This is a genomic window from Rossellomorea arthrocnemi (genome assembly GCF_904424705.1).
Taxonomy (GTDB): Bacteria; Bacillota; Bacilli; order Bacillales; family Bacillaceae_B; genus Rossellomorea; species Rossellomorea arthrocnemi.
The window spans coordinates 28469-49535 of sequence record NZ_CAJGBF010000024.1; the positions used below are offsets into that span (position 1 = coordinate 28469).

Consider the following 21067-nt stretch of genomic DNA (forward strand, 5'->3'; position numbering starts at 1 on the left):
TTCTTTAATGAAAATCGAAATTGTTCGGATTTTTATTTGACTAAAGCACTTTCGTCTCAGCCTCTTTTTGTATGGGTAGTCCCTCGAGGTCACAACGGAGAAAATCCCCAAAGGCCAAGAGCGCCTTCAGGGATTTTCCCCGTTGTGCTTGTCGGGCCTGACCAACCCGCCTCCGCTTTTTGATTTGTCCAGCTCCGGCGAGTAGAGGCTCGAGGTCATAAGCGGGGAATGCCAAAAAGGCAAAAAGCGCCTTTCCGTCATTCCCCGCTTATGCTTGTCGTCTCTGACCAACCCGCCTCCGCTTTTCGGTTTGTCCAGCTCCGGCGGGTAGTCCCTCGAGGTCACAACGGAGAAAATCCCCAAAGGCCAAGAGCGCCTTCAGGGATTTTCCCCGTTGTGCTTGTCGGGCCTGACCAACCCGCCTCCGCTTTTCGGTTTGTCCAGCTCCGGCGGGTAGTCCCTCGAGGTCACAACGGAGAAAATCCCCAAAGGCAAAGAGCGCCTTCAGGGATTTTCCCCGTTGTGCTTGTCGGGCCTGACCAACCCGCCTCCGCTTTTTGATTTGTCCAGCTCCGGCGGGTAGAGGCTCGAGGTCATAAGCCGGGAATGCCAAAAAGGCAAAAAGCGCCTTTCCGTCATTCCCGGCTTATGCTTGTCGCCTCTGATCAACCCGCCTCCGCTTTTCTTTAATGAAGGCTCTTTTTTTCGAGTCTTACCCGTTCTTCACTGTTGGACCATTTTTCTTTCAATGTTTCGAATATGTATAAGCGGAAGAAGTATTGTAATTCTTCTGTTTCCATTTCCTGTATCAGTTCTAATAATTCATTCCTAGAGGTATCTTCTAAGATTGTAAGGGCAATGAGGTCTAAGTCTTCGTCGGTACCTTTGATTCTTCTGCGGTACATTTCATAAATTTCTTCGATCAACTTCATGCACTTCACCTCCCTTTTGTTCCATTTTAACATGAACGTTTATGAATTACTCTACATATTATGCTAGGACAACTCTTATTTGTCTTTTACCCTTTGTCGGACTTTTTAACCATGAGAAGAGGTTCTTGGTTGTTTCTGAGTTAAACTGAACGATCGTTTTGATACCTTGTAATGGTTTGTCTCACAATAACCAACTACTAGAAAAAGGAGATGCTTTCATTGGAGAAAAGCTTGCTGTTCGTTGGGTCGGGTCTCAGTGCCATCATTCTTAACCTATTCGGAGAGTGGGACATGTTAATCACTTTTCTTTTGATTACCGTGACTCTTGATTATTTCACCGGGATGATTGCAAGCGGGATTGAAGGAAAGCTGTCAAGCAAATTCGGGGTGAAAGGGATCGGCCGTAAGGTGCTGATATTCTCTCTTGTCACGGTCGCCCACCTTATTGATACTATACTAACAAATAGCCACTTTATTCGTAATGCGACGATTATTTTTTATTTGTGTAATGAAATGATTTCAATCATTGAGAATGTCGGGAGAGCCGGGGTACCTGTACCGGATTTTTTGCGGAAAGCGGTTGAGGTGTTAAAGAAGAAATCGAAGTGAATAGAATTTCGTCAATTGAGGAAAATGAAGGATAAGTACTGTGAAGGAGTGGGAAGATGAACGAAGAACGACACGATTATTATATTGAAGTAGCCACTGGTGAGATTTCAAGAAGCTCGACAGATTCCGAATGGAACTTTAAAATATCCGCTACCGATGAAGAAATCACCAAGCTTCGGGAAGTGTTCGATTCCAATCACTCAGTCGATTGGCAAAATTTCTACCGGTCTCACGTTCCTTATGTTCAATATCATTTTGACCGGGAAAATGATGCCTATGATGAAAACCTTCATCAAGTGTATGAAATGCTCCACCGGCTGGGAGATGAAGACGTTAAGACATTCATTGAAAGTATAGGAATCCTGGATTCTCAGCCGCATGAAAACCATGAGTAAGAATAAAAGTATTGGTTCAGGAGTAATATCTGTGGACCAATGCTTTTTATTTATGGTTAGATGGAAGAAAGCGTGTACGGATGAGGTGAGGTCAGATGGAACAGTTTATAGATGAAAATGGGAAGCGAGTGGAATTATCCTTTGAAAAAGGGAGATTCCAACAGGAATCGTATCATGTCCTGATTATATGCCGCTATAAGAGAGAGTGGCTGTTGACTCGCCATAAAATGAGAGGTCTCGAATTTCCAGGGGGGAAGAGAGAACAAAGAGAAACCCTGGAGGAAGCGGCGATTCGGGAAACATTTGAAGAGACCGGGGGAGTGATCAAAGAACCTTTATTTATTGGGGAATATAAGGTGTATGACCGCTCTCCATTTGTCAAAACGATTTTCTTTGCTGAAGCAGAAGAACTCATCCGCAAAGGGGATTACTTGGAAACAGAAGGATCCGTGCTTTGGAACGGTGATTTCTCACAGATTCAAGAGGATCCTTCCTTTAGCTTCATTATGAAGGATCAGGTGGTGGAATTGGCATTGAAACGACTAAACGAACTCGATCTTATGACTTGATCCATTTTTTCTCGAGCTGCTCCACAAGCTTATACATAATAGTGGCAAATACGGCAATCACGAGGAGGGAGAGAAGGACAAGGGTAAAGTTAAAAACTTGGAATCCGTATATGATCATGTAACCGAGGCCCTTGGCGGACACAAGGAATTCCCCTACGATGACCCCCACCCATGATAACCCTACGTTTACTTTCAAGGTTGAAATGATCGTCGGGAAAGAGGCTGGAAGGATGACTTCTTTAAACATCTGTCCCCGTTTTGCCCCAAATGTCTGCATTACCTTTAAGTAATTAGGGTCTACTTCCCGAAAGGATGTATAGACGACGATGGTGGTGATGATGACGGAAATGACCGTCCCCATGGCGATGATGGAAGTGAAGCCCGGTCCCAGTCCCACAATTAATAGTGGTCCAAGGGCTACCTTGGGCATGGCGTTCAGGATGACAAGATAGGGATCCAATACTTTGGAAAGGAACGGTGACCACCATAATAAAGCGGCGAGCATTGTTCCGAGCAGGGTGCCGAGGATGAATCCGATGACGGTTTCACCAAGGGTTACAGAAAGATTGGCTATAAGGCTTCCGTCCCCTAACTTCACGATAAATAATGTCCATATTTTAGAAGGTGAGCTGAAAATGAGTGGATCTACCCAGTTGTTTCGACTTGCTATTTCCCAGAGGGAAAAGAATACGGTAAAGATGAGGGCTTGATAAAACCAAACCCAGCGCTGCTCTCTTTTCAATGATTGAATATAATCCTGGTGTTTTTGTTTAATCGATTCGTGATTCAAGTTTTTCAAGCTCCTTCCATATGGTTTGGAAAAATCCCGGGTATGTTTCATGATTCCTGACTTCAAAGGGCATCATTTCTTTTAACGTGGAAGGCACTTCGAATATGGTGTGGATACGTCCCGGTTTCGAGCCGAATAGAATGATCCGGTCACTCATGGATATGGCTTCCCCGATATCATGAGTGACAAGAATGGCCGTTTTCCCAAAAGATTTCAAGGTTGAATGCACCAAATCCTCTAATCTCAATTTCGTTTGATAGTCAAGTGCGGAGAAGGGCTCATCCAAGAGCAGTAATTGAGGATCTGTGATAAGTGTACGGATTAGTGCTACCCGTTGACGCATACCCCCTGATAATTCACGTGGGTAAGATGACTCTACACCTTCGAGTCCCATTTCGCTCAATAGAGCTCGTGCTTCTTTTCTTTTTTCCTCTGTCAGGTTCCCCATAATGTCCAAGCCTAAAAAAATATTTTCTTCAATCGTTTTCCAGGGAAATAGATAATCCTGCTGGAGCATGTATCCCAATTTCTTTTTCATTTTTCCTATAGGCATATTGTTTAACGTTACCTTCCCTTGTGTCGGGAGTATGAGGCCGGCAACAATGGAAAGCAGTGTCGTTTTACCACATCCCGATGGACCGATGAACGAGACGAATTCACCTTCTTCTACTTGTAAGGAAATGTCTGAGAGGGCATGGGTGGCCGTTTTCGGTGAGAAGTAGGTGTGGTGGACGGAATCAATCGATAGAAAGTTCACTGTAGTAAGCCTCCATTTTCTTTTTTTATAACGGAAGGGCTGACATGAGAAGTCAGCCCCCGGGATGTTGCTACTTTGCCGCTTTTTCTGCAATGGATGTATTCACCAGTGTTTTGTGATCGACGGACTGAGGAAGCTCACCTGCTTCGTCCATGATGGTTTGAAGATTGTTCCATTCTTCTTCGTCGAGGATCGGGTCGGTGGCGAAAGATCCTTGCGATTTATAGCGGTCTACAACAGTCTCGATTAAATCCAATTCTGTATCTTCAAAGTAAGGTTCAATCATCTTGGCAATATCGGCTGCTGAGTTTTTTTCCACCCATTGCTGGGCTTTGTATAGGGCTTTCGTGAAATTCTCTACGGTATCTTTGTTTTCTTTCATATAACTGTCTTTGGCCATGAAGGTTGTGTACGGCACATGACCTGATTCCGTTCCAAAGGAAGCGACGATATGCCCTTTTCCTTCTTGTTCGAAGATGGAAGCAGTCGGTTCGAATAATTGGACATAATCCCCCGTACCTGATGCAAAGGCATTGGCTATATTGGCAAAATCAATGTTCTGAATGAGATTTAAATCGTTTTGTGGGTCAATGTCGTGGTTCTTCAATACAAACTCTCCGACCATTTGCGGCATTCCGCCTTTACGTTGGCCAAGGAAGGTTGAACCCTTCAGTTGATCCCATTCAAAGTTCTCCACCTTTTCCCTTGAGACGAGAAATGTTCCGTCGGTTTGAGTTAATTGAGCAAAGTTGATGACAGGATCATTCGACCCTTGTGCATGAACGTAGATGGACGTCTCCGAACCGACCAAAGCGACATCAGCGCCGTTTGATAATAGGGTGGTCATCGTTTTATCCCCTCCCCACGTGGTGGTCAGTTCAATGTCGAGCCCCTCCTCTTTAAAGAATCCTTTTTCGATCGCAACATATTCAGGTGCATAGAAAATCGAACGGGTCACTTCCGCTATGCGAACTTTTTGAACAGTTTCTTCTTTTTCTCCACAAGCGGTCAACCCGATGGTCAACGTGAGAATGAGGAGTATACCTAGACTACTTCTAAGCCATTTTCTCAATTCAATCTTCCTCCTTTAATCCTTCAGGGTGATCAATAGTTGGGATGAGTGCAATTCTCTTCGCCTTGTATATCTATACGGCAACTGGGTAGGATGGTCATAAAGCTTTCTTTCCATCGCCTATTTAGATTTGCTAAAATATTCTATGTAGAGTATAAAAATGTGTGAATACCCAATGCACGTTTTGAAAGGAAGAGAATATGAAGAACGGAACGATCATGAAAAAAACGTTATTCCCCTCTCCGAACCCACATGTTGAAATGTATGAAATCACCTATTTATCCTCAGGACTCAGGGTGAAGGGATTACTCGCAGAACCTGTTCTAAAGGGGGAGTATGATGGTTTCCTCTATTTGAGAGGCGGAATAAAAGGTGTCGGGATGGTCCGGCCAGCACGGATCGCTCAATTCGCTTCCCACGGGTTCGTTGTGTTCGCACCATTTTACAGGGGGAACTTGGGAGGAGAAGGGAATGAGGATTTTGCAGGTGATGACCGGGAAGATGCTATTTCCGGAATGGATTTATTGAGAAATCACCCCAACGTCATACGGGACCGGATCCATGTCTTCGGTTTTTCCCGAGGGGGAGTAATGGCTCTCATGGCGGGCGTCGAGTGCAGGGATGTTACTTCCGTTGTCACATGGGGAGGCGTTTCGGATATGTTCCTGACGTATGACGAGCGGAAAGACCTTCGGAGAATGATGAAGAGGGTTATCGGAGGAAGTCCTAATAAAGTTCCCGAGAGATACGTTTGGCGCACTCCTCTTTACACCCTAGAAGGCCTGGAGGCACCGGTGTTGATCATTCATGGAGAAAAGGATCAGAACGTTTCCGTGGAGCATGCATATAGATTAGAAAAAAGATTGAAGGAACTTGGGAAGCGGGTCTCGTCCCATTACTTCAAAGAATATACGCACTACTTTCCGCCCAGAAAGAATCAGCAGATCGTTTCCCTGCTCTGTTCCTGGATGAAAAATCAATAGATTAAAAAGGATCGAGGTCATATAAAATGGGCATGGGCCTGGAATTAAACACGATGATTGTCACAAAAGGAAAAGAAGTGAGAAGAGAAGAGAATTTGTTCCAGCTACAAAAGGAAGGATACCGCCTTTATCCAATGCATCTTCCCATCGATGTGAGAAAGACGAAGCATAGTGACCCGAGTGGTTTCGGCAGGATTGAAAAGATGGAGTGGAAGGATGAGAAAACAACGATAGTCTACCGGTTGATTTCACTTAATTCCACTAATTGAAAAACGAGTGGCTGTAAACATACGCTTACAGCCACTCGTTTTATTTGATTTCCTCATATAAAAGATAACGGTTATCCTTCGTTTGTGCGATAAGGTAGTTCTTATGGTCTTTTACACTGTAGATGGGTGTCCCTTTCGCCAGTGTGTTGGCCGTAAAATCATTGACGGGATGATACTTGGTTTCGATCTTTTCTTTGATGGATCCCACCTTTTCATCAAGGGTCAGCTTCTTCTCCACAGATACCTTCACGTACTCCCTGTCGTTTACAACCATCATATCCCCATATCCGCATAATTCATAGGATGCCGGTTTTTTCTCCCCGCACGCACTCAACACAAACACACATAATAGTAAAAATACCAGACGCTTCATGTTTCTCCCCCTTTTCCATTCCGCACATATTCAAAGGATATTCAAGCTCGTACGGTAACATGTTTGTTTTTTTGGACAATCTGATTTATTTTCTACATATGATAAAGTAGAGGAACACTATAAGGTAAGGAGAAATCAACATGAGTAAACTGGAAGTGATTGTATTAAATGAGGAAGATGCGAGAGTGGCAGATGCATCCGGAGCAGATAGACTTGAATTAGTGTCTGCCATACACGAGGGAGGATTAACGCCTGATTTTCATGTGATAGAAAAAGTGTTAAGGGCTGTTTCGATTCCTGTCCAGGTAATGATTCGATTACACAGTAAATCCTTCTATTATCAGCCTGATGAATTACATTCCATGGTCGAACAAGTTAGAACCATCGTTGAAATGGGCGGCGGGGGTATCGTTTTTGGCTCATTATCCAATGAAGGGAAGCTTGATTTACCTTCTTTAACCGAAATCGTACAAAGTGCCAAGGGTCAATCGATTACTTTTCATCGAGCTATCGACGTATCAGATGATCCGGTGGCTTTATGTAAAGGAATATTCCATTCAGGCTTAAACATTGACCGAATTCTCACATCTGGGGGAAGGTCTGAAGTGAGTAAGGGAATGGATACGATTGATGAAATGAGAGAAATAGAGAAAATGGGCGGTCCGATTGTCATGCCCGGTTCAGGTTTAACTGTAGATAACATAGGAAAAATACACAGTAAGCTAAAGGCAAGAGAATATCATGTTGGATCAGGTGTCCGTCATCATGGGAGCTATGACTTAGGAATAGACTCAAAGAAGGTAATGGAAATCAAACGTGTGATTACGTCCTGATTTGATTTGTTACTATACGACTATTTGAAAAAAGAATGAATTATGGTAAAAATAGTATGTAATACAACAGTATACTATCAATATTTCTACTAGGGGAGTCCGATACATTGCTTGGACTGAGAGGAGAACGCATAAGTTCTTTGACCCTTTGAACCTGATCTGGATGATACCAGCGTAGGGAAGTAGTACGGATGCGTTTGGTGTTTATTTTAGCGCATACTACTTTTTGACATTCGGGTTCTGATTATTCAGGACCTTTTTTTGTGTCTTCATGTCCTTTTTCAATAAAGGGAAATGCCCGGCGCAGGAACTTCGGATCCAATTACAAGGAGGAGAAGTGAAGTGCCAATTGAATTGAAATCGCAATTTACAAACAGTAAAAAAGTATATGTTGGAGGATCAAGGCCTGACATACATGTACCGATGAGAGAAATTGAACTGAGCAGGACGGATGCTGCTTTGGGTGTGGAAGAGAATGAACCTGTCCGTTTATATGATACAAGCGGACCTTATACAGATGAATATTACCAAGTCGATAGTAGTAAAGGATTACCCTCCGTTCGCACTGAGTGGATTTTGGAACGTCAGGATGTATTGACTTACCCGGGACGTGTAATCGAACCGAAAGATAATGGTTGTAAAGTGGAAGATTCCCTTGGAAACGTAGACTCGTTCCCGACTATCAAACGTACCCCGATGCGGGCAAAACCGGGTCGTAATGTGACTCAAATGCATTATGCGAAAAAAGGAATCATTACACCGGAAATGGAGTTCATCGCTATCCGGGAAAATGTTGAGCCCTCATTTGTCAGAGAAGAAGTAGCAAATGGCAGGGCCATCATTCCGGCTAATCTTAACCATCCTGAATGTGAACCGATGATCATCGGTCGTCATTTTCATGTGAAAATAAACGCGAATATCGGAAACTCGGCCGTATCCTCTTCCGTTGAAGAAGAAGTGGAGAAAATGACGTGGGCAATTCGATGGGGTGCCGACACCATAATGGACTTATCAACAGGGAAAAACATCCATACAACAAGGGAGTGGGTCATTCGCAACTCCCCTGTCCCAGTAGGTACCGTACCGATATATCAAGCACTTGAAAAGGTTAAAGGGATCGCAGAAAATCTTACATGGGATGTGTACAGGGATACATTGATCGAACAGGCAGAGCAGGGTGTTGACTACTTCACCATTCATGCAGGTGTATTATTGCGGTATATTCATCTGACAGCTAATCGTACAACGGGAATCGTATCCCGGGGAGGATCCATCATGGCACAATGGTGTCTTGCCCATCATAAGGAGAATTTCCTTTATTCACACTTTGAAGAAATCTGTAAGATAGTAAAAAGGTATGATATTTCCCTATCATTAGGGGATGGATTAAGGCCCGGGTCAATAGCTGATGCAAATGATGAAGCACAGTTCGCAGAGCTTGAAACGTTAGGTGAGCTAACCAAAATGGCTTGGAAGCATGATGTTCAGGTGATGATAGAAGGACCTGGTCATGTACCGATGCATAGGATTAAGGAAAATGTGGATAAGCAAATGAAAATCTGTCATGAAGCTCCTTTTTATACACTTGGCCCATTAACAACAGATATTGCTCCTGGGTATGATCACATTACTTCCGCCATAGGGGCTGCCATGATTGGCTGGTTTGGAACCGCTATGTTGTGCTATGTAACACCTAAAGAACATCTGGGATTACCGAATAAAGATGATGTGAGAGAGGGTGTCATTGCCTATAAAATCGCGGCACATGCAGCGGATTTAGCGAAAGGGCACCCCGGGGCACAAGTAAGAGATAATGCCGTTTCTAAGGCTCGATTTGAATTTAGATGGAATGACCAATTTAATTTATCCTTGGACCCGGAACGTGCAAGGGAGTATCATGATGAAACTCTTCCTGCAGAAGGGGCAAAAACGGCCCATTTTTGTTCAATGTGTGGTCCGAAGTTTTGTTCAATGAGGATTTCACATGATATAAGGGGAATGAAGGGACATAACCTTGATGCTGCTCATCAGGAAATCGAAAAAGGATTGAAAGAAAAATCGAAGGAGTTTACTGAAAATGGATCAACCATCTATCGATAAACCCATCTCTCATGTTCTCAAGTTGAAAAATGATATCGTAAAGCTCAATCAGAGAATCACTCAACTCGAGAAAGAAGTGAAGAGCATTCAGGAAAACTGCAGGCATGTCTTCTATGAGACGGATGTAACAAGGTCTTGTATCAAATGTCATTATGCAGAAAGTACCTATTATTAGGGAAGTGTAAGGTATTAATAGAATTTCTTTTGACAGCTCTTGTATACCGTGCTACGATTATTACAAATTTCGGAATAGTAAATGAATATATGAAACTCTTATTGAGAGAGGTGGAGGGACTGGCCCTGTGAAACCCGGCAACCATTCAACGAACTTGTTGAAAAGGTGCTAATTCCTGCAAAGCAAATGGCTTTGGAAAATAAGAGAGGATTCTATAATATGAAACCCTTTCTAGATGATTGAGAGGGTTTTTCGTTTTTCTGAAAGAAAAATAAATAAACAAATGCAATAGGTGCTGAGACATATTCAGCTAAAAGGGAAGACCGGTGAAAATCCGGCACGGTCCCGCCACTGTAATGGGGAGCGACTTATCATTCAACCACTATTTCTGTTGAGATGGGAAGGGATAAGAAGCTGTGAACCGAAGTCAGGAGACCTGCCTGTTGTATGCGCTTATGCTCTACGTGGATATAGAGAGGGGTGATGAATGCGTGTTGAGAAAACCAGTTTGTCTCAACTCCAGTTAGATGTGCGCATGAATCTCTCTTTCATTTGAAAGGGAGATTTTTTTGTTGTTGGGACTGCGTGCCAAAAATGAAATCGACGGGGAGTGTGAAAGTGGTATGGTTATGAGTTCGAGTTTAGGGTATCCGAGGATTGGAGAAAATCGAGAATGGAAAAAGACATTGGAGCAGTATTGGACAGGTAAGGTAGATGAAGATTCCTTCCAGGAAAGAATAGAGAAGATTCGTCTGGAACATGTGAAGAAACAGCTGGAACAAGGAGTGGAATTGATTCCCCTTGGGGACTTTAGTTTATATGATCATGTATTGGATACTGCGGTTATGTTCGGAATGATTCCCGACAGATTTAACTATAAAGGAGGGAAAGTCACTCTGGGTACATATTTTGATATTGCCAGGGGGGCAAAAGGGGCTGCGGCAGCAGAAATGACGAAATGGTTTAACACCAATTACCATTATATTGTCCCGGAGATTGGCGAATCCGTACCGGAACTGGTGGAAAATCGTCCGCTATTCTATTACAGGGAAGCAAAAGAAAAGCTTGGCATTAAGGGGAAGCCGGTAATTGTGGGACCATTCACCTTCGTGAAATTATCGAAAGGATATGAAGAAGCTGATTATCAAACACTCGTAAACGACTTGGTCCCTTTGTATGGAAAAATCTTGCGGGAACTGCAGGAGGAGGGAGTAGAATGGGTGCAAATCGATGAGCCGATCCTGTGTACTTCCATTACAAAACAAGAGATCAATCGTTTCAAAGATGCTTACGGAATATTAAAGCAGGCCGCTCCTGACGTAAAGATTATTCTTCAAACCTATTTTGATCATGTAGAACATTTTAAAGAGGTGACAGCTATTCCTGTAGACGGGATTGGAATGGATTTTATACATGACCGGGGTGAAAATATGACTGCACTAAAGGAGAACGGATTCCCTGGAGATAAAATATTGGCAGCAGGAGTCGTGGACGGCAGGAATATCTGGAGGACAAACCTTGATAAAGCTCATTCATTTTTATCTCAATTGACTGAACATGTATCAAAGGACCGCTTAATCATACAGCCATCATCCAGTTTGCTCCACGTACCGGTGACCGTGGGGAATGAAGAAGCTCTGGATCAAACGCTTCGTAATGGTCTTTCATTCGCTGATGAGAAATTGCAGGAAGTTGTCATCCTAACAAGAGCCCTCGGGAAAGGAATATGGACAGTACAGAAGGAGGTGGATGAATGTTTGAAGTCCATAGGTGACTTACATTCTTCGTCAATTAGAAACGTACAATCTGTTCAAGATGAGATCAATGGATTGACTTCAGTAGAGGTTGGACGAAGGTCCCCATTTTCGATTCGCAGGGAAGCACAGACAAAGCTTCCTCTTCTTCCCACTACCACAATTGGCAGCTTCCCTCAGACTAGGGAGGTAAGAAGACAGCGGATGAAGTGGCGTAAAGGAGAGCTTGAAGAGGGTGAATATCAACAGTTCATCCGTGCAGAAATAAAGCGGTGGATTGACATCCAGGAAGAAATCGGCCTGGACGTATTCGTACATGGAGAATTTGAACGAACCGATATGGTGGAATTTTTCGGAGAGAAACTGGAAGGATTTCACTTCACTACATTTGGGTGGGTTCAATCCTACGGGTCCAGATGTGTGAAGCCTCCAATCATTTATGGAGATGTGAATTTTAAAGAGCCGATGACAGTTAAGGAAACCGTATATGCCCAATCTCTAACTGATAAACCGGTAAAGGGAATGGTAACGGGACCTATTACCATTCTAAACTGGTCCTTTGTTCGGGATGATATTCCCCGCCATACAGTAGCAAATCAAATAGCGATCTCTCTCCGGAAAGAGATCAAATCTCTTGAAGATCACGGAATATGGATGATTCAGGTCGACGAGCCGGCACTTAGAGAAGGTTTACCTTTGAAAAAGGAACGTTGGGATGAATATTTACAGGCGGCCGTCTTTTCATTTAAGTTAGCAACGTCATCTGTGCAAAATGAAACCCAAATTCATACTCATATGTGTTACTCCGATTTTGAAGATATCATTGAAGCCATCCGTAACCTTGATGCTGATGTACTCTCTATCGAGACATCAAGAAGTCACGGTGAATTAATCAATGTATTTGAAGAAAACACGTATGACAAAGGAATAGGCTTGGGTGTTTATGATATTCACAGTCCCCATATCCCGGGGCGTGAGAAGATCATTTCGCATACTAGACAATCTTTAAATGTGTTGGATCCAAAACAATTCTGGATCAATCCTGATTGCGGTTTGAAAACAAGAGGGGTGCCTGAAACCATTTCATCCCTTAAAGTAATGGTGGAAGCAGCGAAACAAGTTCGTGAGGAGTTACTGGTAAAGAGAGAATCGTAAAAGGGAGGGACGCAATTCATTCGTTGAATTGCGTCTTTACTCAAGAAAAGGAGCTCGGAAATTTGTCATACATAGCTATCGGAAGAATCATACAAGTGTACAATGAACGATACCCTGACTGCACTTTTCTATATCTGATCAGTGATAAAGGGGAAGATGAATTGCAGCATGGCAGAATATCATTGAGAACGGCATTGAAGCTTGAGGAATGTAAAAAAATCTGTAATATATATGCGCCGAGTTAAAATGAAAATCGACTTGATAAGATGAAGGGCAAAAATTTCTTCCCTAACTCCCGGACTTTGTGTTAACTTATTGTTATATATAGTTTACATACATAAGGGGGATTTTGAACATGAATGGGGAAAAACTGCGGATGATCATTCACTGTGCCATCTTTGCGGCAATGACTGGAATTCTCGCTCAAATTGAAATACCACTTCCACTTGTTCCCATCAGCGGACAAACTCTGGCTGTCGGGATTACAGCTACGATTCTTGGAAGCAGATACGGGGCATTGTCTTTAATATGCTATGCTGCCCTCGGCGCTGTCGGAGTTCCTGTATTTGCAGGATTCAGTGGAGGGGCACAAGTACTTGTCGGTCCGACTGGCGGTTATATATTCGGTTTTATCATTGCGGCTTACTTTACAGGACTTATTCTTGAGAAAACGAAATTCACCATTCCGATGGCAATGATCGCCAATACGGTGGGGATGGTCATTACGCTGATCCTGGGTACCATCCAACTGAAATTTGTGGCTGATCTGGGTTGGAGTCAGGCGATGGCAGCGGGTGTTTATCCGTTTATCGTAGTAGGGCTGATCAAAGCATTCCTCGCAAGCTGGATCGGTATTACCGTAAGAAAACGGTTGGTCCAGGCGAAATTGATTCAGAATCGTAATGTCGCTGCATAAAGAAAAGTGGACTCCTATTTTTAGGAATCCACTTTTCTTTTACTCGAATTTATACATTGACCAATAGCCGATATCTTTAAATCCGATGCGTTTATAAATTTTACCTGCTTCAGGATTATCGTAGAAAAGGCAAAGTTCTTTGCCCTCGTTCAAAACGTCCCGGCAAAGCTTAGTCATGCATTCTGTGGCAAAGCCCCGTTTCTTATAATCAGGGTGGGTGCATACGGCAACAATCATGGCAGACATGCTGTTTTCTGCCGTTGTGGAAGCGGAAGAAACAAACCTTCCGTCTTGTTCAACGTAATAGCTGCGGGCGACCCCTTTTTCCATCCCATGACTTCTTTTTTCCACGGTGAAATTTCCACCATTGAATTCCGGAATACAGTTCAACAGGTCCACAAGTTGTGGTAGATCAGTGACAGAAGCCTCCTTCACGTGTGCCAGGTCATGATCATCCATAGAGGAAGTGTTGTCGCATTTCGCATAATACATATGTCTTTTTGATTGGATTTCTCTGGATAAAAAGGGTTCTACTTTAGTGACAATCCCCTTTAATCCCGAAACGATGCTGTAGTCTTCAGTCTCATTAATAATAGCGGCGAATCCTTCAGCATCAAACTCACCCATGGAAAACGGAATAAAGTTCTCCCGGTATTTGAGGAGGATCCCCCTTAGGTTTCCTTCCTCATCAAAATCTCCCCAGATTTTCTGAAAATCCTGTTCATAACCAAAAGCTTCAATATCCCCAATGATGAACAAATTCTCAGCCGGCTGCTGCTGAATGAGTTGTTGACACGTATCATGATCTTTTACTGTAAGCTGTCTGATCATCTCTATTCCCCCTGTAAATTTTAATCATAATCATACCAAAATTAGTAATATTTAGTAAAGTCTTAATTTATAAAAGTTTTCAGGGAATAGGTAATGGTTTTAAAATGTGTATATTAGGGAATCTTAGAAGCAATAACAGTTATAAGGAGGAGCACACATGCTTTGGACCATCATCGGAATCTTATTAGTTCTTTGGCTACTTGGATTGATCTTTAAAATCGGTGGAGCCGTCATCCATGTTCTACTGATCATCGCCGTTGTCGTATTCTTATTTAACAGAATCACCGGCCGTAAAAAAGGGCTATAACCATAACAAAGGTCCGTCCCTCTGGATAGAGGGACGGACCTTTGTGTTTCACGATAATTTATTTAACGGCCGGACCGCCTTTTTGTTCGATGTCAGAAGGGACGTTCGAGAATTTTTTGAAGTTCTCGTTGAATTTGTGAGCAAGTTCTTTTGCTTTCACTTCATAGGCGCCTTCGTTGGACCAGGTTTTCTTAGGTTGAAGCACTTCGTCTGGAACACCAGGAACGTGAACCGGGATGTTCAAGCCAAAAATGTCGTCCGTTGCCGTTTCGACATTTGTAAGCTCGCCTTCTAGAGCTGCCTGGATCATGGCACGGGTGTAGGAAAGCTTCATGCGGTTTCCTACGCCGTATTCTCCGCCGGTCCATCCTGTGTTCACCAGGAATACCTGTGCATTGTGCTCGTCGATCTTCTTACCAAGCATCTCTGCATAACGAGTGGCAGGAAGCGGCAGAAACGGTGAACCGAAGCAGGTCGAGAATGTTGCCTGTGGCGACGTGATTCCGCGCTCTGTGCCTGCAAGTTTCGATGTATATCCGCTTAAGAAGTGGTACATCGCCTGTTCTTTTGTCAACTTGCTGATTGGAGGTAATACTCCGAATGCGTCAGCCGTTAGGAATACAATCGTATTTGGATGTCCTGCGATACTCGGCTCCACGATGTTTTCCATCGCTTGAAGGGGGTAGGCAGCACGTGTGTTTTCTGTTAGAGTGTTATCATCATAATCCGGGATGCGGGACATGTCATCCAGAACCACATTTTCAAGCACCGAACCGAAACGGATCGCATCGAAGATCTGTGGCTCTTTTTCCCGTGTCAAACCGATACATTTCGCATAGCAGCCGCCTTCGATATTGAATACACCGTTCGGAGACCAACCGTGCTCATCATCGCCGATCAAACGGCGGTTTGGATCGGCGGATAGAGTCGTTTTCCCAGTACCGGACAATCCGAAGAACAATGCTACATCGCCTTCACGGCCTACGTTTGAAGAGCAGTGCATAGAAAGGATATCGGATTCTGGAAGTACATAGTTCATGACAGAGAAAATCGATTTTTTCATTTCACCGGCATATTCCGTTCCGCCGATCAATACGATTCTTTTTTCGAATGAAACGATGATGAATGTTTCAGAGTGAGTGCCGTCGACTGTTGGATCAGCCTTGAAGTTCGGAGCTGAAATGACGGTGAATTCTGATTGGTGATCTTTTAACTCTTCTGTTTGTGGACGGATGAATAATTGGTGAGCAAAAAGATTATGCCAAGCGAATTCATTGATCACTTGAATCGGTAGTCTATGTTTTGGGTCGGCACCAGCAAACCCTTTAAATGAGAAAACTTCTTCTTTTTCTTTTAAGTAATTGATCACTTTTGTATATAATTTATCGAAGGATTCTGAAGAAATCGGTTGATTGACAGAACCCCATTCGATTTTATCCTTCGTTGATGGTTCTTCTACAATAAATTTATCTTTAGGAGAGCGTCCTGTGTATTTACCAGTTTCTGCTCTGACTGCTCCTGATGATGTTAAAACGCCTTCATTTCTTTGAAGGACCTTTTCTACTAGTTGAGAAACAGATAATTGCTCTTGAATGTTTTGACCGTTAAGTAATTCCGTTAATTCATTAGACATGCTCACTGAATTCATTAGAACCCTTCCTTTATATAAATTTATTTAATGGTACCGTTTTCTTCACAAAAATAGTATAACACAATCAAGCTATTAGTCTATACTATTTATTTAATTTTATAATGTGTCTTCATTTTGTCACATTTTTTGAGGGAATAAAGCTTGTTTCTTCTTATATATATGAATGGGACAAAGGAATGTTTAGCCTCATTTCCCCATTAGGTTATTTGATGGAGAAAAACAGGCTGAAGTCATAGAGTGAATGGTTAAACCTGTCATTCGAAAAAAGTTGACACCTCTGATACTAAACGTTATCATTGTTCCTTGAACGGATACTCTTATCCTGAGCTGGTGGAGGGAGCAGACCCTATGAAACCCAGCAACCTGCTAAATAGTGAATGGATCGCTTTTCTTGAAACGGATCCGATTAAGCGAAGGTGCTAAACTGAGGCAAGGTCTCTAAAACCTTGAACGATAAGAGAGAAAAGGCGCGGCTATGATCTGAAACCTTTCCTCTATTGCTTTTTTGAGGAAGGGTTTTTTCTGTTTATAGTGGACCACATGCACATAAATCATGATTTATTGATAAAAGAATCATGTTTACTTCATACTACTTAGGGAAATGAGTACCGTATCTGTTTACTGTTTTGTTGGAAGTTTTTCTGACAAATATGCTTAAGGAGGAACCTTGATGTCAACTAAACGTCGTCTGTTTACATCTGAGTCCGTAACCGAAGGACACCCAGATAAAATTTGTGACCAAATCTCTGATTCAATTCTTGATGCAATTCTTACCAATGACCCGAATGCCCGTGTAGCGTGCGAAACGTCTGTCACAACGGGTCTTGTTCTTGTTGCTGGTGAAATTACCACGAATACGTATGTGGATATTCCAAAAATCGTTCGTGAAACGATCCGTGAAATTGGTTACACCCGTGCGAAATACGGCTTTGATGCTGAAACATGTGCTGTTCTTACATCCATCGATGAGCAGTCCGCTGATATCGCTCAAGGTGTAGACCAGGCTCTTGAAGCCCGTGAAGGCCAAATGACGGATGAGGAAATCGATGCAATAGGTGCAGGTGACCAAGGACTAATGTTCGGATTCGCCTGTAATGAAACGAAAGAGCTTATGCCTCTGCCGATTTCCCTTGCACACAAAATCTCCCGCCGCTTAACGGAAGTTCGTAAAGAAGAGATCCTTCCTTACCTTCGTCCTGACGGAAAAACGCAAGTAACTGTTGAATATGATGAAAATGATAAACCGGTCCGTATCGATACGATCGTTATCTCTACTCAGCATCACCCTGAGGTGACTCTTGAGCAGATCCAACGTAACTTGAAAGAATATGTCATCGACCCGGTTGTACCGAAAGAACTGATCGATGAACAAACAAAATACTTCATCAACCCGACTGGCCGCTTTGTGATTGGTGGACCACAAGGTGATGCAGGATTGACTGGACGTAAAATCATCGTTGACACATACGGCGGATACGCTCGTCACGGTGGAGGTGCATTCTCTGGTAAGGATGCAACGAAAGTGGACCGATCTGCTGCTTATGCAGCGCGCTATGTAGCGAAGAATATTGTTGCAGCGGGACTTGCAGAGAAGTGTGAAGTTCAATTAGCGTATGCAATCGGGGTTGCGAAGCCCGTATCCATTTCCGTTGATACATTTGGAACAGGGAAAGTATCAGAAGATGTTTTAATTGACGTTGTCAGCAATAACTTTGACCTTCGTCCTGCAGGAATCATCAAAATGCTGGACCTTCGTCGTCCGATCTACAAGCAGACAGCCGCTTACGGTCACTTCGGCCGGAACGACATCGATCTTCCTTGGGAACGCACAAACAAAGCGGAAGCATTAAAAGCAGAAGCATTAAGCGAATAAGGGAAGAGAGAAGAGACCAACACTGATTAGGTGTTGGTCTCTTTTTTTGGTGAGTGTAATGGCGGTTGAAACGTATGTAAGGTCAATTAATTTTAAAAACAGCAAATGAAAATCCGTACCTGACTACCCCCGTACAAGAAAATCTTCCATGAGTATTCTCAGGAAGGATGGGGTATCCCAAGTATAGGAAGTTAAAACGGTTTGATGCTCTTATAATACTGTCCTTTTTCTGCGTATTCCCGGGAAATGCGCTTCATTTCACTAATATCATGCTCATTGAGCTCCCTCACGACTTTTGCCGGTCGTCCGAAGGCGAGTGTATTCGGCGGTATGACCTTCCCTTGGGGAACAAGGCTTCCGGCCCCGATAAAAGCCCCTTCCCCTATTTCAGCATTGTCCAGTATGATTGATCCCATTCCGATCAATGCCCTTTTCCTGATTTTGCAGCTATGGAGGATCACCCCGTGTCCGACAGTCACTTCATCTTCCAGGATAAGGGGATTATTTGGGCTTTGATGTAGAATGGAGTTATCCTGTATATTTACTTTATGACCGATCTTAGTGGGAGCAACATCCCCCCTGATGACGGTATTGAACCAAATACTTGATTCTTCACCGATCTCCACGTCTCCTGATATGGTCACATAATCGGCGATGAAAGCGGACTCTGCGATGATTGGTTTTTTATCATAATACGGATAAAGCATTTTATACTACCCCTTTCAATAATATTTATTATAATAATGGTAGCAGAATTCATTCTTAGAGAGAACTACAAAGGAGGATTTGTCATGTGGAAATGGGAATCAGATCAAGAGGCAAAGGCAGTCATCGTCATTATTCATGGCGCTATGGAACATCACGGCAGGTACGGTTGGCTCATTGAAATGTGGCGAGCAGCTGGCTTCCACGTCGTCATGGGTGACTTACCCGGTCAGGGAATGACTTCAAGGAGTCAAAGGGGACATATCGATTCCTTTGATGAATACATTGTGGAAGTGAAGGATTGGGTTCAGGCAGCGTATCAATTCGAATTGCCTGTCTTTGTGATCGGCCATAGTATGGGTGGGCTTATCGCCGTCCGCCTGTTGCAGGAATCCCATGTGAACGTAGCCGGTGTCATTCTATCCTCACCATGTTTGGGATTGGTAACGACCCCGGCAAAACCGATGGATTTATTGTCCCGCGTTTTAAATAAAATAGCTCCGATGGTGAAATTTCCATCTGGATTAACAATCGATATGGCAACACGTAACGCTGACGTCCGTGAAATTGACAGCAATGACACTCTCTATATAACCAAAGTGTCTGTTCGATGGTACAGGGAACTTGTCCTGGCTATGAAGGCGGCTTTTACAAACCTGGAGAAAATGCCTGACGTCCCATTACTTGTGTTGCAGGCCGGGGACGATAAGATTGTTGATAAAAAAGTTGTGAAAAAATGGTTTAACGAGCTGTCCTTATCTGAAATGCATTACAAGGAATGGCAAAAGTGCTATCATGAAATTTATAATGAACCAGAAAGAGAAGAGATCTATGAGTACTCAAAGAATTTTGTTGAGAGCAGGTTAAAAGCACTGGGATACATTTTGTAAAAGAGGTGAAGGAATTGTCGATACCAAGTGATCCCTTTTCATTAATGACAAGAGTATACCGCACTGTTTTTCCAATCGTGCATAAAGAATTGGACGGCTGGAAGAAGAGGGCAGAAGAGATACCGAATCAGGAGCTGAGAAACCAGGCCATTGCGAGCATTGAACATAAAACGTTCCACTGTGAGGGAGGAGCGATTCTTTCCCTGTTGGCTCTGGACAGAAAAGCAGAAACGATTCGATTCATCGTGGCCTATCAAACGATCAGTGACTATTTAGATAATCTATGCGACCGGAGTGTCTCACTGGATCCTGAAGATTTTGCCCTTCTTCACCAGTCCATGAAGGATTCATTGACGGTGGGGGCAGAACCTGTTAATTATTATGAATTAAGAAGAGACCAGGAGGATGGAGGGTATCTCAGGGATTTAGTCCTGACCTGTCAGTCCGTCCTCGCAAATTTAAGTCACTACGACAGCATTAAGAAGGATCTGCTTGAATTATGTGAGTATTATTGTGATCTGCAGATACATAAGCACGTGAAGAAAGATGAAAGAGTGGGAAGGCTTCAGGATTGGTTTGAATCCCACCGCCTCAATCTGCCTGAAATGAATTGGTACGAGTTTTCCGCCTGCTCGGGTTCTACCCTGGGAATCTTTTGTTTAGTGTCATATGCTTGCAGAGGAGATTTTCATCCATCCTATACAGCAAAAATAAAGAACGGGTATTTTCCTTACATACAAGGCTTACATATACTCCTTGATTACTTCATTGATCAGGATGAAGATCAGGAGGGCGGAGATTTGAATTTCTGCTTCTATTATGAGAATGATGAGCATTTAAAGGAAAGACTTCTCCACTTCTTACAGAAGGCAGATGAACATACCCATGACCTTCCACATGCTCACTTTCACCGTTTGATCAACAAGGGGCTCATTGGAGTCTATCTATCAGACGACAAAGCGAGCAAGCAGGCTAACGTCCAATCCTTTTCCAAACAGTTCATCGGACAAGCCGGCTGGATCACCAGATTCTTCTACCTGAACGGCAAAATCTACCGAAAATGGAGAAACCGCAAAAAAACATCTTAATAGAGTAAAAAGAGGGACGGACCTTCGAAGTATATTCGAA

At 43.2% G+C, this 21067-nt stretch carries 23 protein-coding genes and 4 riboswitches; of the genes, 15 read left to right on the plus strand and 8 right to left on the minus strand.

What is annotated here, in order from left to right; all coding sequences use genetic code 11:
- Positions 1–686: 686 nt before the first annotated feature.
- Positions 687–932 (minus strand): DUF6154 family protein, encoded by a 246-nt coding sequence (locus BAA9072_RS20870; RefSeq protein ID WP_201716554.1) that lies wholly within the window; start codon positions 930–932, stop codon positions 687–689.
- Between the two features lie 219 nt (positions 933–1151).
- Between BAA9072_RS20870 and BAA9072_RS20875 the strand changes: the two genes are divergently transcribed.
- The 3 genes from BAA9072_RS20875 to ytkD all read left to right on the plus strand — a co-directional run bounded on the left by BAA9072_RS20875 (position 1152) and on the right by ytkD (position 2505).
- Positions 1152–1541 (plus strand): phage holin family protein, encoded by a 390-nt coding sequence (locus tag BAA9072_RS20875; RefSeq protein ID WP_408015253.1) that lies wholly within the window; start codon positions 1152–1154, stop codon positions 1539–1541.
- 56 nt (positions 1542–1597) lie between these two features.
- Complete coding sequence (locus BAA9072_RS20880; protein ID WP_201716556.1) at positions 1598–1936, plus strand: hydrolase; 339 nt, start codon at positions 1598–1600, stop codon at positions 1934–1936.
- A gap of 95 nt (positions 1937–2031) precedes the next feature.
- A complete protein-coding gene (gene ytkD, locus BAA9072_RS20885) occupies positions 2032–2505 on the plus strand; it encodes an RNA deprotection pyrophosphohydrolase (protein WP_201716557.1) in 474 nt (157 codons plus the stop codon).
- Here ytkD and BAA9072_RS20890 read toward each other — a convergent pair.
- The 3 genes from BAA9072_RS20890 to BAA9072_RS20900 form a co-directional block, all read right to left on the minus strand.
- Entirely contained in the window at positions 2495–3295 is an 801-nt protein-coding gene (locus BAA9072_RS20890) for an ABC transporter permease (protein WP_408015254.1), read from the minus strand. The genes ytkD and BAA9072_RS20890 overlap by 11 nt on opposite strands.
- Positions 3276–4052: an ABC transporter ATP-binding protein gene (locus BAA9072_RS20895; RefSeq protein ID WP_201716559.1), complete on the minus strand. Its 777-nt coding sequence runs from the start codon at positions 4050–4052 to the stop codon at positions 3276–3278. Before BAA9072_RS20895 ends, BAA9072_RS20890 begins: the two co-directional genes overlap by 20 nt.
- Positions 4053–4122: 70 nt before the next feature.
- Positions 4123–5094 carry an ABC transporter substrate-binding protein gene (locus BAA9072_RS20900; RefSeq protein WP_408015256.1) on the minus strand — a complete coding sequence of 324 codons (972 nt, stop codon included), beginning with the start codon at positions 5092–5094 and terminating at the stop codon, positions 4123–4125.
- Positions 5095–5324: 230 nt separating this feature from the next.
- Here BAA9072_RS20900 and BAA9072_RS20905 point away from each other — a divergent pair, with 230 nt between their 5' ends.
- Entirely contained in the window at positions 5325–6107 is a 783-nt protein-coding gene (locus tag BAA9072_RS20905; RefSeq protein ID WP_201716561.1) for an alpha/beta hydrolase family protein, read from the plus strand.
- Positions 6108–6133: 26 nt separating this feature from the next.
- The gene (locus tag BAA9072_RS20910) at positions 6134–6376 is read left to right on the plus strand and encodes a DUF2584 domain-containing protein (RefSeq protein ID WP_201716562.1); all 243 of its coding nucleotides are present in this window, start codon (positions 6134–6136) and stop codon (positions 6374–6376) included.
- A 40-nt stretch (positions 6377–6416) separates the two neighbouring features.
- Here BAA9072_RS20910 and BAA9072_RS20915 read toward each other — a convergent pair whose 3' ends face one another.
- A complete protein-coding gene (locus BAA9072_RS20915; protein ID WP_201716563.1) occupies positions 6417–6749 on the minus strand; it encodes a hypothetical protein in 333 nt (110 codons plus the stop codon).
- A gap of 140 nt (positions 6750–6889) precedes the next feature.
- Between BAA9072_RS20915 and BAA9072_RS20920 the strand changes: the two genes are divergently transcribed.
- From BAA9072_RS20920 to BAA9072_RS20945, 6 genes are all read left to right on the plus strand, one after another.
- A complete protein-coding gene (locus BAA9072_RS20920) occupies positions 6890–7582 on the plus strand; it encodes a copper homeostasis protein CutC (RefSeq protein WP_201716564.1) in 693 nt (230 codons plus the stop codon).
- 81 nt (positions 7583–7663) lie between these two features.
- Positions 7664–7780, plus strand: a riboswitch (TPP riboswitch).
- A gap of 144 nt (positions 7781–7924) precedes the next feature.
- The gene (gene thiC, locus BAA9072_RS20925; RefSeq protein ID WP_408015255.1) at positions 7925–9682 is read left to right on the plus strand and encodes a phosphomethylpyrimidine synthase ThiC; all 1758 of its coding nucleotides are present in this window, start codon (positions 7925–7927) and stop codon (positions 9680–9682) included.
- A complete protein-coding gene (locus tag BAA9072_RS20930; protein ID WP_201716566.1) occupies positions 9660–9857 on the plus strand; it encodes a hypothetical protein in 198 nt (65 codons plus the stop codon). Before thiC ends, BAA9072_RS20930 begins: the two co-directional genes overlap by 23 nt.
- A gap of 95 nt (positions 9858–9952) precedes the next feature.
- Positions 9953–10063, plus strand: a riboswitch (SAM riboswitch).
- A 67-nt stretch (positions 10064–10130) separates the two neighbouring features.
- A riboswitch (cobalamin riboswitch) is annotated at positions 10131–10315 on the plus strand.
- Between the two features lie 165 nt (positions 10316–10480).
- Positions 10481–12766: a 5-methyltetrahydropteroyltriglutamate--homocysteine S-methyltransferase gene (metE, locus tag BAA9072_RS20935; RefSeq protein WP_201716579.1), complete on the plus strand. Its 2286-nt coding sequence runs from the start codon at positions 10481–10483 to the stop codon at positions 12764–12766.
- Between the two features lie 62 nt (positions 12767–12828).
- Positions 12829–13011, plus strand: coding sequence for a hypothetical protein (locus tag BAA9072_RS20940; RefSeq protein ID WP_201716567.1), 183 nt, complete (start codon positions 12829–12831; stop codon positions 13009–13011).
- A 110-nt stretch (positions 13012–13121) separates the two neighbouring features.
- Positions 13122–13682 carry a biotin transporter BioY gene (locus BAA9072_RS20945; protein ID WP_201716568.1) on the plus strand — a complete coding sequence of 187 codons (561 nt, stop codon included), beginning with the start codon at positions 13122–13124 and terminating at the stop codon, positions 13680–13682.
- A 39-nt stretch (positions 13683–13721) separates the two neighbouring features.
- Here the strand turns inward: BAA9072_RS20945 and BAA9072_RS20950 are convergent, their stop codons facing one another.
- Positions 13722–14513 carry a GNAT family N-acetyltransferase gene (locus BAA9072_RS20950; protein WP_201716569.1) on the minus strand — a complete coding sequence of 264 codons (792 nt, stop codon included), beginning with the start codon at positions 14511–14513 and terminating at the stop codon, positions 13722–13724.
- Positions 14514–14670: 157 nt separating this feature from the next.
- Here BAA9072_RS20950 and BAA9072_RS20955 point away from each other — a divergent pair, with 157 nt between their 5' ends.
- A complete protein-coding gene (locus BAA9072_RS20955; protein WP_106298475.1) occupies positions 14671–14820 on the plus strand; it encodes a lmo0937 family membrane protein in 150 nt (49 codons plus the stop codon).
- Between the two features lie 58 nt (positions 14821–14878).
- Here the strand turns inward: BAA9072_RS20955 and pckA are convergent, their stop codons facing one another.
- Positions 14879–16468, minus strand: coding sequence for a phosphoenolpyruvate carboxykinase (ATP) (gene pckA, locus BAA9072_RS20960; RefSeq protein WP_201716570.1), 1590 nt, complete (start codon positions 16466–16468; stop codon positions 14879–14881).
- Between the two features lie 317 nt (positions 16469–16785).
- Positions 16786–16931: riboswitch (SAM riboswitch) on the plus strand.
- Between the two features lie 210 nt (positions 16932–17141).
- Here pckA and metK point away from each other — a divergent pair.
- Positions 17142–18344 (plus strand): methionine adenosyltransferase, encoded by a 1203-nt coding sequence (metK, locus tag BAA9072_RS20965; RefSeq protein ID WP_201716571.1) that lies wholly within the window; start codon positions 17142–17144, stop codon positions 18342–18344.
- Between the two features lie 191 nt (positions 18345–18535).
- On the opposite strand, the gene BAA9072_RS20970 is transcribed toward metK, so the two are convergent.
- A complete protein-coding gene (locus tag BAA9072_RS20970) occupies positions 18536–19051 on the minus strand; it encodes a gamma carbonic anhydrase (protein WP_201716572.1) in 516 nt (171 codons plus the stop codon).
- An 84-nt stretch (positions 19052–19135) separates the two neighbouring features.
- On the opposite strand from BAA9072_RS20970, the gene BAA9072_RS20975 reads away from it, so the two are divergent.
- Both BAA9072_RS20975 and BAA9072_RS20980 read left to right on the plus strand, forming a co-directional pair.
- Positions 19136–19939, plus strand: a complete 804-nt coding sequence (locus BAA9072_RS20975; RefSeq protein WP_201716573.1) for an alpha/beta fold hydrolase — start codon at positions 19136–19138, stop codon at positions 19937–19939.
- Positions 19940–19953: 14 nt separating this feature from the next.
- The gene (locus tag BAA9072_RS20980) at positions 19954–21027 is read left to right on the plus strand and encodes a tetraprenyl-beta-curcumene synthase family protein (RefSeq protein ID WP_201716574.1); all 1074 of its coding nucleotides are present in this window, start codon (positions 19954–19956) and stop codon (positions 21025–21027) included.
- Positions 21028–21067: the final 40 nt, after the last annotated feature.